Raw genomic sequence first — 15,802 nt, 5'->3', positions numbered from 1 at the left:
AATCCGGCGTCGTTTCATCGGCAAAATCAACTCGTTTCCAATTGTCACGCTCATCTGTCTTCCTCCGTCAACGCACGCCAGTGTGACCAAAACCACCCGCTCCACGCCCACTTTCAACAAAAGTATCCACTACCTGAAGCACTACACGCACAATTGGTAACACAACCAACTGGGCGATACGGTCGCCAGGCTCGATAGTAAAAGCCTCGCGCCCACGGTTCCAAACACTCACCAACAACGGCCCCTGATAGTCTGAATCAATCAAACCCGTGCCATTGCCGAGCACAATCCCATGACGATGTCCCAAACCGGAACGAGGCAATACCACTGCACACAAGCTCGGGTCAACTAAGTGAATCGCTATACCCGTAGAAAGTAACTCCGCATCCCCAGGAACCAGAGTCATTGGTGCATCCAGTGCCGCCCGTAAATCAAGCCCAGCACTTGCTTCCGTCGCATAGGTCGGCAGCGGCCAAACGGTACCGAGACGAGGATCCAGAATCTTGATCTGCAGTGGTTTTACAGCAGCACTCATGTCTGCATCCTTTCAGCAATCAGTGCCAGCAGGCGCTCAGCCAACTCCACCTTACTGCAACTAGCGAAAACGCGTTCGCCACCCTGCCAATACGCAGTGACAGCATTGTCATCACTTTCAAAACCGTTTCCAACAATCCCAACCTGGTTGGCGATAATCAAATCCAAGTGCTTGGCAGCCAATTTACCGCGTGCGTAGCACGCAACATCATGCGTCTCTGCAGCGAAACCAACCACAAATTTCAGGTTAGCCGTCTGCGCTGCCACCTCTGACAAGATGTCTTGGGTACGCACCAACTCCAGGATCAGCGTCTGGCCAGACTTCTTGATCTTTTGTGGCAACACCGATTTAGGTGCGTAATCAGCCACCGCAGCTGCACCGATGTAAACATCCGCGGGGAACGCGCTGAGGACTGCATCGCGCATCTGTGCCGCCGAACGTACATCCACCCGAATCACCCCAGGTGGAGTTGGCTGATACACCGGACCAGCCACCAACACCACCTCAGCCCCATGGGACACCGCCGCACTAGCCAAAGCAAAACCCATCTTGCCACTGCTGCGATTGCCAAGGTAACGCACCGGATCCAAATCTTCGAATGTGGGTCCAGCACTAATCACAATGCGCTGCCCATGGAACAAACCACCGTGAACTGGAGCTGGAGACACCCCCTGAACCAACGCAACAACAATCGCCTCTGGTTCGCTCATACGGCCCAACCCAGACACACCTTCTGCCAACGGACCATCCTCTGGTCCGATGACCTGCACACCACGCCCCAACAACATCGCAACATTCGCCTGAGTCGCTGGATGCAGCCACATATTGTGGTTCATCGCTGGGCATATGATCAGCGGCGCCGTTGTCGCCAAACACAGAGTCGTCACCAAATCATCCGCCAAACCATGCGCCAACCGCGCGATCACATCAGCACTAGCAGGAGCAATCAAAACACGCTCGGCCCAACGCGCCAACTCAATATGCCCCATCGCCTGTTCAGCGTTACCATCCCACAGCGTGGTACGGGTCGATTGGCCAGACAATGCCTGGAAACTAAGTGGCGTGACAAACTGCTGCGCACTAGCAGTCATCGCAACCTGGACCTGAGCACCCGCACCACAAAGGCGGCGCACAAGCTCAAGCGATTTATAAGCAGCAATACCACCACTGACACACAACAGCAAACGCTGTCCGTTCAATGACCGTGGCTGATGAGATCCAGTCACCTCAGTTGATTCCTACAGTTAATTAGGACGACTAGATTAGCCGATGATCCATTCCAGTCTGATATCAGAGAAGCATGAGACTAGGCATCCTACACAGATGCACATCAACAACTGGCCTACGCATGAACGACCACGTGAAAAACTGCTGGCCCACGGTGCCGCCACACTTTCGGATGCAGAACTGCTCGCAATCTTCCTAGGCTCCGGCCTACGCGGTCATGACGCCGTGCAAACTGCACGTAACCTGCTGCACACTCATGGTCCACTACGAGAACTGCTGGACCGACCTCCAGGTGATCTCATGCGCCTGCCCGGGTTAGGTCTGGCACGCGCATGCAAACTCACCGCAGCACTGGAATTAAGCACCCGCCACCTGGCAGCCGCCCTGCAACGCGGCGCAAGTATCCACGATCCAATCAGCGCCGGACGCTATTTCGCACAGCGCCTACGAGCGAATCCAAATGAAGTCTTCGCCGTCCTATTTTTAGACAATAGGCACCGCGCGATCAGCTTTGAAGAATTGTTCCACGGCACCATCAACGGTGCCGAAGTACATCCACGCGAAGTCGTACGACGCGCATTAACTCTGAACGCAGCGGCAGTGATCGTCGGCCATAATCACCCATCCGGTAATCGCGAACCATCACCAGCCGACCAAATGATCACCCAACGCTTGAAAAACGCCTTAGACCTCATCGACGTGCGCCTAGTCGACCACTTCGTGATTGGTGACGGTGCGCCGGTCTCATTCGCCGAACATGGCTGGCTATAAACCTGGAAGACACCTATTCAGCGTATGGGAGGGCTGCCAAGCAGCCTACAAACTGAATGCTAACGCGCTCCTCATACAAACGGTCAGATAAAATTACGCTATCTATCGCCACACACCCACACCCACGTGAAAGCCCCAGTCCGCGCCCTGATTTGCCAAGGCATCGAAGCATTGCGTAGCAATGGCACCTTACCTACTAATACTCTGCCTCCAGATTTCGTAGTGGAACGTCCAAAGACGCGCAAACATGGCGACTTTGCGACCAACGTAGCAATGCTGCTCAGCAAAGCGACTGGCAGCAATCCCCGCCTACTGGCACAGACTCTGGTTGCAGCACTGCCAACCAGCGCCGACATTGCACGGATAGAAATCGCCGGCCCAGGCTTCATCAACTTCCACCTGCATCCAGTCGCGTACCAGCGTGAAACAATCAACGTGCTTAAACAGGATAACGACTACGGTCGGAACCTGTCCGGCCAAAGTCGCACCGTCGGAGTGGAATACGTCTCAGCCAATCCGACAGGTCCACTGCATGTCGGTCACGGACGCGCCGCAGCCATCGGTGACTGCCTTGCGCGTTTACTGGAAGCCAATGGCTGGAACGTCAAACGCGAGTTCTATTACAACGACGCCGGCGTACAAATCGAGAATCTTGTCCGCTCAGTGCAGGCACGCGCACGCGGACTGAAGCCTGGAGACGCCCTTTGGCCAACAGATGCCTACAACGGCGAGTACATCGCCGACATTGCCAAAGCCTATTTGGCTGGCGACAGCATCAACATGGTAGATACCATCATCACCAGCACCAAAAACGTCGACGACACAGCAGCAATCCACCACTTCGCCGTCAACTACCTACGTAACGAACAAAACCACGACCTGGCCGCATTTAACGTCGATTTCGATATCTACTTTCTGGAAAGCTCGCTTTACAAAGATGGCAAAGTCGAAGAAACAGTCCAGAAACTGATCAATTCCGGCCACACCTATGAGGAGGGCGGCGCACTGTGGCTGAAGTCAACCCATTTCGGTGACGACAAAGATCGGGTCATGCGCAAATCCGACGGTAGCTACACCTACTTCGTACCAGACATCGCATACCATTTAAGCAAATGGCAACGTGGCTACGAACGCGCAATCACCGAACTAGGAGCCGACCATCACGGTTCACTGGCACGCGTCCACGCTGGACTACAAGCATTAGAAATAGGCATCCCGCCCGGCTGGCCAGAATATGTGCTGCACCAAATGGTCACTGTCATGCGTGGTGGCGAAGAAGTGAAGCTCTCCAAACGTTCTGGAGGCTACGTCACGCTACGTGACCTGATTGAGGAGACCAGCACCGATGCAACACGCTGGTTTCTGATCGCACGCAAACCCGATTCACAACTTACCTTCGACATCGACCTGGCCCGTCAAAAGAGCAACGACAACCCTGTATTCTACGTACAGTACGCATACGCCCGCGTCTGTAGCCTGATGCACCAAGCCCATGAAAAGAACTTAAATTACGATCAAACCAGCGGCATGGCGTCCCTTGATCAACTTTCAGACAACACCTCACTGTGTCTGATGATCGAGATATCACGCTATCCTGAAATCGTGCAAATCGCCTGCGAACTGCTGGAACCTCACCTGATCGCACAATACCTGCGTGAATTAGCGCATGCATTCCATACCTGGTATCACAACACACCCGTACTGGTAGAGAACGCAGTAGAACGCAACGCAAAGCTGACACTGGCCTGCGCAACCAGGCAAGTCCTCGCCAACGGCCTGAACCTACTCGGCGTCGGCACCCCGGAAAAGATGTGAATCAAACACACCGCTATGAAGAAGTAATTGGAGAAGTTGATGGCAACACCGCGCGCTAGAAACCAAGCACGGCGCAACACTAATAATGCCCCTCCAGGATGGGTATGGCTGATTGCCGGTGCGGCGATCACTGCAATCGTATTTCTGGCAGCGCCAAAATTATTCAAGAAAAATGACGGCAGCCTTTTGCACATCGATGCGAATTCCAACCCAAACGCGCAACCGGCGCCCGTGGCCGACCACAACACCCCTATTGCGCAGCCATCCAAGCCAACCACCAAGGACAAACCAACCCCAAAACAACAGGAATACGACTTCTACACCCTGCTACCTGGCAAGGAAGTACCTACATCCAACGGTGACCGAATAGAGAAAGCAAACACCGTGCCCAGCAACACACCGCCCAAGATAACCAGTACACCAGTACAAACCACCACCAACGATCCCAAACCTTTACCGGAACCGCTCTCCCCTAGCCCAGCACCGATACCCGTCACCCCAAAAAAACCAACCCCAGCCCCTACAAGCCCACCTCCGGCAGTGATCGCGGACACCACCCGCTACATTTTGCAGGCTGGCTCATTCGGCACCTCCAATGAAGCGGAATCGACCAAAGCCCGGCTTGCCATGCTCGGCTTGAGTGCGCGCATCGAATCAACCAACATCGGAGGCAAACAACTGTACCGCGTGCGTATGGGACCATATAGCAACGCCAACGAACTGGCAGAAGCCAGAAAAAAAATCGATAGTAACGGCTTGCAAGCCATCACCATCAAAACCCATTAATCACAGGACCGTCTGCACCAAAACTCCCAACACCGTGGCCACATGCAGCAATCGTTTTCACTCCCACCAACCATGCACAGCGTCGTCGATACAACCATCTACCACTATCCGCCACATACAGACACGCCATGACTAAAACCATATTGATCACAGGAGCCACATCCGGCTTCGGCAGAGCCGCCGTGCATCGCTTCGCCAACGCCGGCTGGCGTGTCATCGCCACAGGACGCCGCATTGAGCGCCTGGAAGCACTCGCCGCCGAATGGCCTCCTGGACACATCCACATCACCGCCTTCGATATGCGGGATAGCGCCACACTACACACCGCGATTCAAACGCTACCAGCAGACTTTGCCGACATCGACGTCCTGGTCAACAACGCTGGTCTGGCACTGGGCACCGCACCAGCACAACACGCCGACCTGGCACAGTGGCGGGAGATGATCGACACCAACATCACCTCATTGGTGACCTTAACCCACCACGTCCTACCGACACTGATCGAACGCAAAGGCACGATCATCAACATCAGCTCCGTCGCCGCGACCTATCCCTACACAGGCGGTAATGTTTACGCTGGCACGAAAGCATTTGTGAAACAATTTTCCCTGGGCCTGCGCTCGGATCTCCATGGCACCGGCGTACGCGTGACCAGCATAGAACCAGGGATGGCCGAGACCGAATTCACCTTAGTCCGTACTGGCGGCAACCAAGCCGCTTCCGACGCTCTGTATCGTGGCGCTCACCCGATCACAGCCGAAGATATTGCCGAACAAATCTTCTACGTCGCCACACTACCACCACATCTCAACATCAATCGGCTAGAGATCATGCCCGTTAACCAATCGTTCGCTGGCTTCCAAGTCGCACGACAACAGCAATCACAATTGATCACCCCGCCCCACACACTTCCCACTCACTCCAGCGGCACATCTGACAAATAGGGATAACCCGTCAGACCGGCTTCCAACATATCGCTCAATGCCTTGGACTCCGCAGCAGACATCCCCGCCGCCGCAATACGTTGCGCATAAACCCTGCGCACCTCATCAAGCGCATAACCGACATAGTCCAACATCACATCGGTCGTATCACCGCAACGCTGCTGCGCAATACGATACCCCCTGCCGTCGACTGCAACCTCAACCGCATCGGTATCGCCAAACAAATTATGGATATCGCCAAGGATTTCCTGATAAGCACCCACAAGGAAAAAGCCAATCCTGTAAGCCTCGCCATGACGCAACACATGCAGAGGCAACGCACTGTCCAGACTCTCGTTTTCCACATACTGCTTGACCGTACCATCTGAATCGCAGGTCAAATCACAGACCACACCACGTCGGGTCGGTACCTCGTTCAAACGCTCAATGGGGACAATCGGAAAAATTTGATTGATAGCCCACACATCCGGAATCGACTCAAACACACTGAAATTGACAAAATATTTATCAACCAAGCGCTCATTCAGCTCATCCAACACCGGACGGTGACTCTTCTCCTCGTGACTGAGACGCTCCCGCACCCCATGCGAAATCGCATAAAACAAATCATCAATACGTGCGCGATGCACCAAATCAATCTGCCCGAGGGTGTAAGCCGCCAATCCCTCAGCATGAAAGTGCTGTGCTTCATAAAACAACTCTATTGCCGGACGCGCATCCAACTCCCCGTAAATCTCGCGCATGTGGCGAACCACCGCAGGCTCATCATCACACACCCCTGGCACCCGACCCTCCGGCACCGCTTCGACCTCGGTCACATTAGCGATCAGCACCGCATGATGCGCCGTCATTGCACGACCACACTCCGTGACAATGCGTGGCGGCACCAAATCATAATCCTCACACGCACTCGCCAGCGGCTGCACGATATGACTGGCATACGCCTGCAGACCATAATTGATCGAACAGTCACTACGCGAACGCGTGCCCTCGTAATCAATGCCAAGACCACCACCAACATCCACATGCGTGATCTTCGCACCCAAGCGCGAAAGCTCGACAAAGTAACGGGTCGCCTCACGCATCCCCTTAGCGATATCACGCACATTGGAGATCTGCGACCCCATATGAAAATGCATCACATTTAAACAATCTGCATACTCAGTACCACGCAACACCTTCCATACATCCAACACTTGACGCGGCGACAAACCGAACTTTGCCTTATCGCCACCGCTGTTCTGCCATTTCCCGGCACCCAACGACGCCAAACGCACCCGGACGCCCAAACCAGGCAATACATCGAGCGTTTTCGCCTCCTCAAGCACCATTCTCAATTCAGACGGCTTCTCAATCACAATAAAAGTCTTCAAACCAAGCTTGCGTCCGATCAACGCAAGACGGATGTACTCCCGATCCTTATACCCATTACAAACAATCAACCCACCCGGACGCGATAACGCCAACACCGCCATCAATTCCGGTTTGCTGCCGGCTTCCAAACCGAAACCATCCCCCTGGTGACTCGCCAGAACACCCGCCACACCGCGATGCTGATTGACCTTAATCGGGTAAACCGCAGTGTAACCACCTGCATACTCCCACTCGGACTGTGCCTGAGCGAACGCCGCCTGCAATTTACCCAGACGATGCCCCAAAATATCAGGGAAACGCAGCAGCAGCGGTAACTTGGCACCTGCAGCACGCGCAGCATCCACAACCTCTGGGAGCGAGATCCGCACACCATCCCCACCGAGCGGCATCACCACCATGTGCCCAGCATCGTTCACCTCGAAATACCCATCAGCCCAATGCCGGATCGAATACGTCTTGTGGGCCAGATCTTGAGACCAGGTCATGGATAAAAATCTTCAATAAAGCCAAAGGAGCCGCATTCTACAAGCCTTGGATACCAGCGACCGTTAGAATGCACATCACACAGCCACATCCACCACAAAACAGCACATCACATCCCCCGTGACTACATCCCATCCCAAACAGATCACGGCCACGTTGACACCTTCCCGCAGCACCTTGCTCCACACCGGAACAGGCCACCTACCAGCCAAAGATTCTCCACATGACCACCAACGACACCTGGTTCACCGAACATTTCCAAACAACCGGCTCAGCGATCGGCTTCCGCGTCACTGGCAAACTAGATGAAGTGCAATCACCATTCCAGAAAATCGAAATCTACAACAGCACCGACTGGGGCAAACTCATGGTGATCGACGGCGCATTAATGCTCACCAGTAGAGACAATTTCCTCTATCACGAAATGATCAGCCATCCAGCACTATTCACCCACACCGCCCCAAAGTGCGTGGTGATTATCGGCGGCGGCGACTGCGGGACACTGCGCGAAGTCCTCAAACACCCAGACATAGAACAAGTCACCCAATGCGATATTGATGAACAAGTCACACGCATGGCGGAAAAACATTTCCCTGAACTATGCACCTCCAACAACGACCCACGCGCCACACTGCTGTTCAGCGACGGCGTGGCTTATATGGCCGATTGCCCAACCAACAGCGTGGATGTGATTATCGTCGACTCAACCGACCCTGTCGGACCAGCCAAAGGCTTATTCAACAGAACCTTCTACGAAAGCTGTTTCCGCGCCCTAAAAAATGATGGATTACTCATACAACAATCAGAATCACCATTGGCACTACTAGAACTCATCAAAGAAATGCGCCATGAAATGAGCAAAGCCGGCTTCAAAGCATTCAAGACACTACCGTTTCCACAACCTTGCTATCCCACCGGCTGGTGGAGCGTCACCCTATCCAGCAAACAACCCAACGCGAACTTTGCATTTCGCCAAACCGACGCCCAAACCAAACCCTTCGACACCCTGTACTACAACGCACACCTGCATCATGGTGTACTCGTCCCGCCCCCCTTCATCGCACACGCATTAGGCGAGTAACCCCAAAACCAACCGCATTTGAATGCCTGCTGTTGCCAGCCATCAGCGGGCAATCCCATGCCCCCTACGCACAATAGCGTGCTCACACTAACACCGGCACCGCAGCAGCACCTCCTCCTCTAATCACGACTCACATGCTGACAAAGACACAAAATAGCAATTGGTCCATCACATTCGAGAGATCCCCCGCTTTGTGTAAAACCTTACCCCGCCCCAATTACAGAACACTCAGAAAGCAAAGAAAACACCATTGCTTCCACACACTCTCAAACGGTCATCAAAAAAATAAGATAACAACAAACATTACACCTGCTTACTAAATATCTTCTTAGAAAACTTATGCGCAATACTAATCGACGGCTTATCTATGTATTTCTCAAAAATAAAAGACACCAGAACACACACCAACACATAACAAGCAAAATTAACCAACAAAGATGCCTTTCCCATAGAGAGACTGACATACACATACGATGAAAGAGAACAAAGTATTACAAAATGAAGCAAATAAAGAGAAAAAGAAATGCCACCAAAAAATTGAGTAATGCGCCATTGAAGTATTTTTTCACCAAACCCTTGAACAACTGATGCTGTAATAAAACAAGCTCCGATCAAGTTGTAAAACGTCTTCTTATCCCACACCTCCAAATCACCAACCATAACTCGAGGAAGAAAATTGTAGATCGAATTTTCGAACTGGAAGCCCCCAAAATAGAAACCGATAAAAAAGAATACCGCCCTCAATCTTGATGACTTCTTTAGCTCATTCAAAAAAGAGCCAAGAAAAATAGCGTAGAAGTATATTGAATCCTGCCTGTGTATCACATATATCAACAGAAGAACCATCAATGCTGATAAAAAAGTGTAACGTTTTGGCTTCGAAATATAAAAAAGCAACACATACAAAGAGCCAATAAACTCGATTTTCAAGGTCCAAAGAGGAGGAATAAGAGCACTATTCCCAAAAATAATAGATTGGAATACAGACTCTTTAACAGCATCCGATAGCAAAATCCCACTAGGAAAGAAATTCTTTAACCATTCAGTGGACCCAGACATATCCGCCGCATGCACATTCAAATAAAGACCCGATACATAAACAACATACGATATTGAAATGGCAAAAAAGATCGGTATATTCAGTCTAAGATAACGCCCCCACAGTCTTTTACTTAAAACTCCGCTTGATTCATCTTGATTGTAATATGGCATCGTTAACACATAGCCAGACAACACAAAGAAGATAAGAACAGCAAAATGTCCGTTATAAAAAATGCTCACCATTGGGGATGTAAGAACATCGAACAACCCACTAGGATGATGATTTTTTGCAAAAATTGACGGGTAATTTTTATGAAGCATTGATGGCAAAAAAGCAGCCACAAAATGCGAAACAGCCACATTAAAAGCCGCTATCCCTCGAAGCCCATCAACACTCCTGTTTTTCATAAACAAATCCTTGTGAAAATAACATTTAAAATTCTAAATCATCGCTATTACTAACGAAACACGTCATCTTAGATGATCAGATTCTTAACCGGCGACACCTCTGGTATCAGCGCTGACTAACGTACTAGGGTAACGCTGACTCCGCTTTCTGACATCAGCGAGCTATTCGTTTGATCCAAACCAATATAAACATCTGTCATACCGCGCGTCGTGACCCGTTACGGTCAAAGAACCTCTGAATCTCCGCGTTTTTGAGCGTTCAATAAAAACCAACCAGGATTATTCCACCGTGACACTCTTCGCCAGATTACGTGGCTTATCCACATCAGTACCACGTACCAACGCAGTGTGATAAGCCAACAACTGCACAGGAATCGTGTGTACTAACGGCGACAATACCCCCGTGTGGCGCAGCGTACGAATCACATGCAAACCTTCCGATTCACTAAAGTGACTGTCCTGATCAGCAAACACAAACAGCTCCCCACCGCGCGCGCGCACTTCCTGCATATTGGACTTCACCTTTTCCAACAGACTATCGTTCGGTGCAATCACCACGACCGGCATATCAGCATCCACTAACGCAAGTGGCCCATGCTTCAACTCACCCGCCGGATATGCCTCAGCATGGATATAAGAGATTTCCTTCAGTTTGAGCGCACCTTCTAACGCAATCGGATAATGCAAACCGCGACCAAGAAACAACGCATGATGACGCGACGAAAAACACTCCGCCCACCCAGCAATCTGCGGTTCCAGATTGAGTGCTTGCTGTACGCTGCAAGGCAATTGGCGCAATTGCTCCAAATACGCCGCTTCACCCTCGGCATCAACAGCCCCACGCAACACCCCCAATGCCACAGCCAACTGGAACAGCACCACCAGCTGAGTGGTGAATGCCTTCGTCGAAGCCACACCAATCTCTGGGCCTGCACGGGTATAGCAAATCAACTCACTGATCCGCGGAATCGCACTGTCAGGAGCATTACAAATCGACAGCGTATGACGGTGACCTAATGCTTTGGCGTACTTCAACGCCTCCAATGTATCCAGCGTCTCCCCAGACTGGGAAATCGTGACCACCAAATGCTGTGGATTGACATACGCCTTACGGTAACGGTACTCACTAGCAATCTCCACCTGACATGGCAAACCAGCAATCGCCTCAATCCAATAACGCGCGGTCAAACCAGCGTAGTAACTGGTGCCACACGCCAAAATCTGGATACCCGTAATGCCACGGAACACCGACTCGGCCTGCGCACCGAACAACATGGGTGGAAATCCAGCCGCATCAATCGCCGCCTCCATCGTATCGGCAAGCACCCGAGGTTGCTCATGAATCTCCTTCTGCATGAAATGACGGAACTCCCCCAATTCCAACGAAGACAGCGACACATTCGACAGATGCAATGAACGTTCCACTGGACACTGTTCCGCATTGAAAATACTGATTCCATCACGGCGAATCTCCGCAGTATCGCCATCCTCCAAAAAAATCACCTGACGTGTTGCTTGGATGAGCGCAGAGATGTCAGAAGCAACAAAACTCTCACCATCCCCTATACCAATCAATAACGGGCACCCCATCCGAGCGCAGACAAAACGCCCTGGTTCAGCCTGACTCATCACCGCCAACGCATAGATCCCCGTCAGCGCCTTGACCGCACACTGCAACGCCCCCAGAAGATCACCACCTTGCTGCATGTAGTAATGAATCAGATGCGCAATGACTTCCGTATCCGTCTGCGACTGGAAGACATAGCCAAAGGCAGACAGACGCTCGCGCTGCACCTCGTAATTCTCAATGATCCCGTTGTGCACCAACACAACACCGTGGCTCACATGTGGATGCGCATTGGCCTCGGTCACTCCCCCATGCGTTGCCCAACGCGTATGACCGATACCAAGCGATGCTGTAAATCCCTCTTGCGTTGCGGCGACAGCCATTTCAGCAACCCGCCCAGTACGACGCACCCGCCGGATTGACCCGCTCTCAAGCACCGCGATACCGGAAGAATCATACCCTCGATATTCCAACCGCTTGAGGCCCTCAATCAACACAGGAACCACGTCACGGCCAGCAATAGCACCGACAATACCGCACATAAGACAGCCACAGAATGTAAAGCAGACATTGTAACGATGTCGCCCCTTAACCTCCGCACCCTCTGACAGCGACCTACAAAAAAGCGCGCAACCTGCTCACCACAACATCACCTCGCACACCGATGCAACGCGATAACACCTGGTATTGGCACTCCCCATAAAACCTCAGCCAAACCAACACAGATGCCGCCGGCCCCGCCTTCCCCCGGCGGGAAGAACACATCCAATCAAAAAGATAAAAATAAATATCCCGCAAACATCACCGGACCAACCGCCACTGCAACCGACCTGCGCTGACCCTTTACACAACACAAAGCAACCCATCGCCCACCATACACTGCAAATAAACCTACAGCCCTCCCACGACTGACCGCGATACGCTTCAGCATCGCATCCATCCCCACCTGGCATTCTGCCCTCCACACACCTCCTCAAACTGCCGTTCTTCAACCATGCTGCAAACCCACCATGTCCATCCCACACCGCACTTCACCGCTCATTGGCCGCCGCCTGCTGGCACTCAGCTACGACTTACTACCCATACTGGCACTCTGGCTCCTGGTCGCACTCCTGTTCACCCTTGCTTACACCCTATCCGGCCATCGCCTACATGAAAACATTGCCCCATTCAGTCCCTGGCAATGGCTACTGTGGCTATGTTGCTGGTGCACAACCGGCCTGTATGCCACCGTCAGTTGGCGCTACGGTGGCCAGACCTTGGGCATGCGTCCGTGGCAACTGCGTGTGGTCGCCACCACCGGACACACACCGCCGGACTGGTGCAGGCTGTGGTGCCGCTACGCTGTCGCCAGCGTGTCGCTCGCTGCCCTTGGATGCGGATTCTGGTGGGGATGGTTGGACCCTGATGGCCGCACCTGGCACGACCGCGCAAGTCGAACCCGCCTAGAACGATTACCACGCCACTCACCAACACAACCGCTCAACGATGCTGCCGCCGGAACAACCAATACGACCCGCACAACATCACCATTGGAGGCAATAAATAAAAAATCTGGTAATTGAGCTTGAGCACACTGGCAATGCGCTCAAAAAACATCTGCAACATCCAAAAACTCAGCGCAAACAAAATACCTAAGAACGTCCGCTTACCCATACCGCCACTACGTAGCAGACCGAAAGAAAACGGAATCGCTGCCAAACACAGCGCCAACACATTGACCGGGTAAAACCAGCGACTCCAGTACTGCCCCTCGAAATCGCGCGCATCCAAGTGATTACGGCGCCGGTACTCAATGCTTTGCACAAGCTCGTGCGCAGACAGATTACGTGGCTTCGCCAAACCCGCCGCAAGCACCGCCGGATCAAGCCGTGATCGCCAAGGCAAACTGTCGAAGGTCTCACGCTGCACCCCACGTTCACTGAACGTATCCCGTTGCACCTGCTGAAGTATCCAAACATCCTGATGATGTTCCACCCGAGCAGCACGCGTCATACTTTGCAACCGCCCATCGGCAGCCAACTGATACAAACGCACATCATGCAATATCAACATGATGCCGCCGCTATCCAGGCGTTTCTCCTCACCACTACGCGCATTGAGAAACACCTCACCCTCACGCGCCCAAAAACCGGAATAACGCGCCCCGGTCATATCGCTCTTGTACTTAGCACTGGCCTTCAATATGTCTGCTTGGGCTTGCGCCCAAGGACCCAGCGTCTCCCCAGTCAGCACCATCAGCCCAGTGCCCATCCCAATCATCATCATCACCGACAGACTCAACCGCGTGCGCGAGACCCCCAGCGCACGCAGCGCCGTTAACTCGGAGGTAGCCGCCAACTGGCCCAACCCTAGCAACATCCCAATCACTGCTGCAGTTGGAAATAACGTATAAGCACGGCGCGGCACCGTGTAAGCGATATAAGCAATCGCATGACCAAAACTGTAACTGCCCTTGCCGATGTCGCGTACCTCACTGGCAAAACCATTCACCACATCCAGACCCAACAACACCAACCATGTCAACAACACCGTAGCAACGACAGCACGCGCAACGTAACGATCATGCAAACATGGAAATAGTTTCATCGGCTTCTCCGCGGCCACGGCATCCAGCAGCCACCGCGGGCATACAAACATACTGCCACCAACAGCAGCGGCAACGTCAGCCACCACAAGCCCCACACAGGAGAAATCTTGCCGTTGGCGATCCACTGAGTACCGACAATCATCAGATTGGTGCCCACCATGTAGACCAAGAAACACATCATGACAGCCCCATAGCGTTGCTGACGCGGAGCGCTGCGTGACAGCGGCAATACCAACAACGCAAATGCCAATGCCAACAATGGAGGCGCAAGCCGTGCATGCAACTGCGCCTGCGCCTCGCGACGCGGATCACCGATCAAATTGAACGTGGGTAAAATATCGGGATGATTGCTGTCATACACCACGGACAGCTCAGGCAACAACGCATCATTGCGCGCAAAAGTCAGCACACGGTAATTCAGCGCAGCACCATCGGCAGGCCCATCCACGCGTTGCCCATCCTCCAGACGCAAATAACGCCCCTTATCCCCCTGCACATACATCTCACCACGCTTAGCAGTGACAACCGCTATCCGGTCGTCCTTCTGACTTTGCATGAACACCGCATTGAGCTTAGTACCATCAGAGGAAAGCGAAGATAAATAAACCACACCCCCATCAGGCATCGGAGTAAACGTCCCCGCCTCAAGACCGGCCATGATAATGCTGCGATTGGCCTGCTCCAGCAGATCATTGGCGGTGCGATTGGCCCAAGGCGCCAACCACAACGAACACACACCGATCAGCACGACCACAGGCAACACCAACCCCAGAATTGACGGCAACATCCGCCCAGGGCCAACACCAATTGAAGTGATGACCGCCATTTCCGAATCCCGATACAACCGGCCCAGCGACATCAGCAACCCCAACATCAACGCCAGCGGCAAGAGCAGCGGAAGATAACTAATGAACCGCAGGCCAAGCTGGGACAACAGCAGCTTGGCCGGAAAATGGCCATCGGCAATGCTCCCCAGAATATCGACCAACACACCACCCACCCCAACCAGCATCAGCACAATCAAAGTTGCAATGAAACTCTGAGTAAAATCGCTCAACAGATAGCGGTCTAGCTTCGGCATAGAATATGGTTGCTTTAGACTTGTAAGCTCGTTCGCGGCAGCCGCCAAGATAACCCAAGCGGCGACAAACTCCGCGATTGTAAGGACTCGCAACAGGAA

Annotated in this window: 12 protein-coding genes and 1 pseudogene; 6 read left to right on the top strand and 7 right to left on the bottom strand. The window is 52.7% G+C overall.

Annotated features, from left to right (window positions below; all coding sequences use genetic code 11):
- Positions 1–67: 67 nt before the first annotated feature.
- A complete protein-coding gene (gene dut / locus F7G16_RS00600) occupies positions 68–535 on the bottom strand; it encodes a dUTP diphosphatase (protein WP_004087579.1) in 468 nt (155 codons plus the stop codon).
- Positions 532–1,761 (bottom strand): bifunctional phosphopantothenoylcysteine decarboxylase/phosphopantothenate--cysteine ligase CoaBC, encoded by a 1,230-nt coding sequence (coaBC, locus tag F7G16_RS00595; RefSeq protein WP_011097509.1) that lies wholly within the window; start codon positions 1,759–1,761, stop codon positions 532–534. The genes dut and coaBC overlap by 4 nt, the downstream gene beginning before the upstream one ends.
- 97 nt (positions 1,762–1,858) lie before the next feature.
- On the opposite strand from coaBC, the gene radC reads away from it, so the two are divergent.
- The 4 genes from radC to F7G16_RS00575 all read left to right on the top strand — a co-directional run bounded on the left by radC (position 1,859) and on the right by F7G16_RS00575 (position 6,078).
- Positions 1,859–2,533, top strand: a complete 675-nt coding sequence (radC, locus tag F7G16_RS00590; RefSeq protein WP_011097508.1) for a RadC family protein — start codon at positions 1,859–1,861, stop codon at positions 2,531–2,533.
- Positions 2,534–2,659: 126 nt separating this feature from the next.
- Positions 2,660–4,348, top strand: coding sequence for an arginine--tRNA ligase (gene argS / locus F7G16_RS00585; protein WP_011097507.1), 1,689 nt, complete (start codon positions 2,660–2,662; stop codon positions 4,346–4,348).
- A 39-nt stretch (positions 4,349–4,387) separates the two neighbouring features.
- The gene (locus tag F7G16_RS00580) at positions 4,388–5,134 is read left to right on the top strand and encodes an SPOR domain-containing protein (RefSeq protein ID WP_004087582.1); all 747 of its coding nucleotides are present in this window, start codon (positions 4,388–4,390) and stop codon (positions 5,132–5,134) included.
- Positions 5,135–5,262: 128 nt separating this feature from the next.
- Positions 5,263–6,078 carry an SDR family NAD(P)-dependent oxidoreductase gene (locus tag F7G16_RS00575; protein ID WP_004087583.1) on the top strand — a complete coding sequence of 272 codons (816 nt, stop codon included), beginning with the start codon at positions 5,263–5,265 and terminating at the stop codon, positions 6,076–6,078.
- Here the strand turns inward: F7G16_RS00575 and speA are convergent.
- Entirely contained in the window at positions 6,051–7,937 is a 1,887-nt protein-coding gene (gene speA, locus F7G16_RS00570) for an arginine decarboxylase (protein WP_004087585.1), read from the bottom strand. The genes F7G16_RS00575 and speA overlap by 28 nt on opposite strands.
- A 221-nt stretch (positions 7,938–8,158) precedes the next feature.
- Between speA and speE the strand changes: the two genes are divergently transcribed.
- Complete coding sequence (gene speE / locus F7G16_RS00565; RefSeq protein ID WP_004087589.1) at positions 8,159–9,016, top strand: polyamine aminopropyltransferase; 858 nt, start codon at positions 8,159–8,161, stop codon at positions 9,014–9,016.
- Positions 9,017–9,319: 303 nt separating this feature from the next.
- Here the strand turns inward: speE and F7G16_RS00560 are convergent, their stop codons facing one another.
- Together F7G16_RS00560 and glmS are read right to left on the bottom strand one after the other, a co-directional pair.
- On the bottom strand, positions 9,320–10,465 hold the full coding sequence (locus tag F7G16_RS00560; RefSeq protein WP_004087591.1) for an acyltransferase family protein: 1,146 nt from the start codon (positions 10,463–10,465) through the stop codon (positions 9,320–9,322).
- A 279-nt stretch (positions 10,466–10,744) separates the two neighbouring features.
- Positions 10,745–12,574 carry a glutamine--fructose-6-phosphate transaminase (isomerizing) gene (gene glmS, locus F7G16_RS00555; RefSeq protein WP_004087594.1) on the bottom strand — a complete coding sequence of 610 codons (1,830 nt, stop codon included), beginning with the start codon at positions 12,572–12,574 and terminating at the stop codon, positions 10,745–10,747.
- A 468-nt stretch (positions 12,575–13,042) separates the two neighbouring features.
- Between glmS and F7G16_RS00550 the strand changes: the two are divergent.
- Positions 13,043–13,498: pseudogene (locus F7G16_RS00550) on the top strand (RDD family protein); the annotation flags it as partial.
- 16 nt (positions 13,499–13,514) lie between these two features.
- Here the strand turns inward: F7G16_RS00550 and lptG are convergent.
- Complete coding sequence (lptG, locus tag F7G16_RS00545) at positions 13,515–14,672, bottom strand: LPS export ABC transporter permease LptG (RefSeq protein WP_172632649.1); 1,158 nt, start codon at positions 14,670–14,672, stop codon at positions 13,515–13,517.
- Positions 14,618–15,703 (bottom strand): LPS export ABC transporter permease LptF, encoded by a 1,086-nt coding sequence (gene lptF, locus F7G16_RS00540; protein WP_004087598.1) that lies wholly within the window; start codon positions 15,701–15,703, stop codon positions 14,618–14,620. Before lptF ends, lptG begins: the two co-directional genes overlap by 55 nt.
- Positions 15,704–15,802: the final 99 nt, after the last annotated feature.

Source organism: Xylella fastidiosa (assembly GCF_011801475.1).
GTDB classification, from domain to species: Bacteria; Pseudomonadota; Gammaproteobacteria; order Xanthomonadales; family Xanthomonadaceae; genus Xylella; species Xylella fastidiosa.
This window is presented reverse-complemented; position numbering and strand designations above follow the sequence as displayed.

Coding starts and splice junctions, on each gene's coding strand:
- dut (WP_004087579.1), bottom strand. CDS start 535: ATGAGTGCTGCTGTAAAACCACTGCAGATCAAGATTCTGGATCCTCGT.
- radC (WP_011097508.1), top strand. CDS start 1,859: ATGCACATCAACAACTGGCCTACGCATGAACGACCACGTGAAAAACTG.
- F7G16_RS00580 (WP_004087582.1), top strand. CDS start 4,388: ATGGCAACACCGCGCGCTAGAAACCAAGCACGGCGCAACACTAATAAT.
- F7G16_RS00575 (WP_004087583.1), top strand. CDS start 5,263: ATGACTAAAACCATATTGATCACAGGAGCCACATCCGGCTTCGGCAGA.
- speA (WP_004087585.1), bottom strand. CDS start 7,937: ATGACCTGGTCTCAAGATCTGGCCCACAAGACGTATTCGATCCGGCAT.
- speE (WP_004087589.1), top strand. CDS start 8,159: ATGACCACCAACGACACCTGGTTCACCGAACATTTCCAAACAACCGGC.
- F7G16_RS00560 (WP_004087591.1), bottom strand. CDS start 10,465: ATGAAAAACAGGAGTGTTGATGGGCTTCGAGGGATAGCGGCTTTTAAT.
- glmS (WP_004087594.1), bottom strand. CDS start 12,574: ATGTGCGGTATTGTCGGTGCTATTGCTGGCCGTGACGTGGTTCCTGTG.
- lptG (WP_172632649.1), bottom strand. CDS start 14,672: ATGTTTGTATGCCCGCGGTGGCTGCTGGATGCCGTGGCCGCGGAGAAG.
- lptF (WP_004087598.1), bottom strand. CDS start 15,703: ATGCCGAAGCTAGACCGCTATCTGTTGAGCGATTTTACTCAGAGTTTC.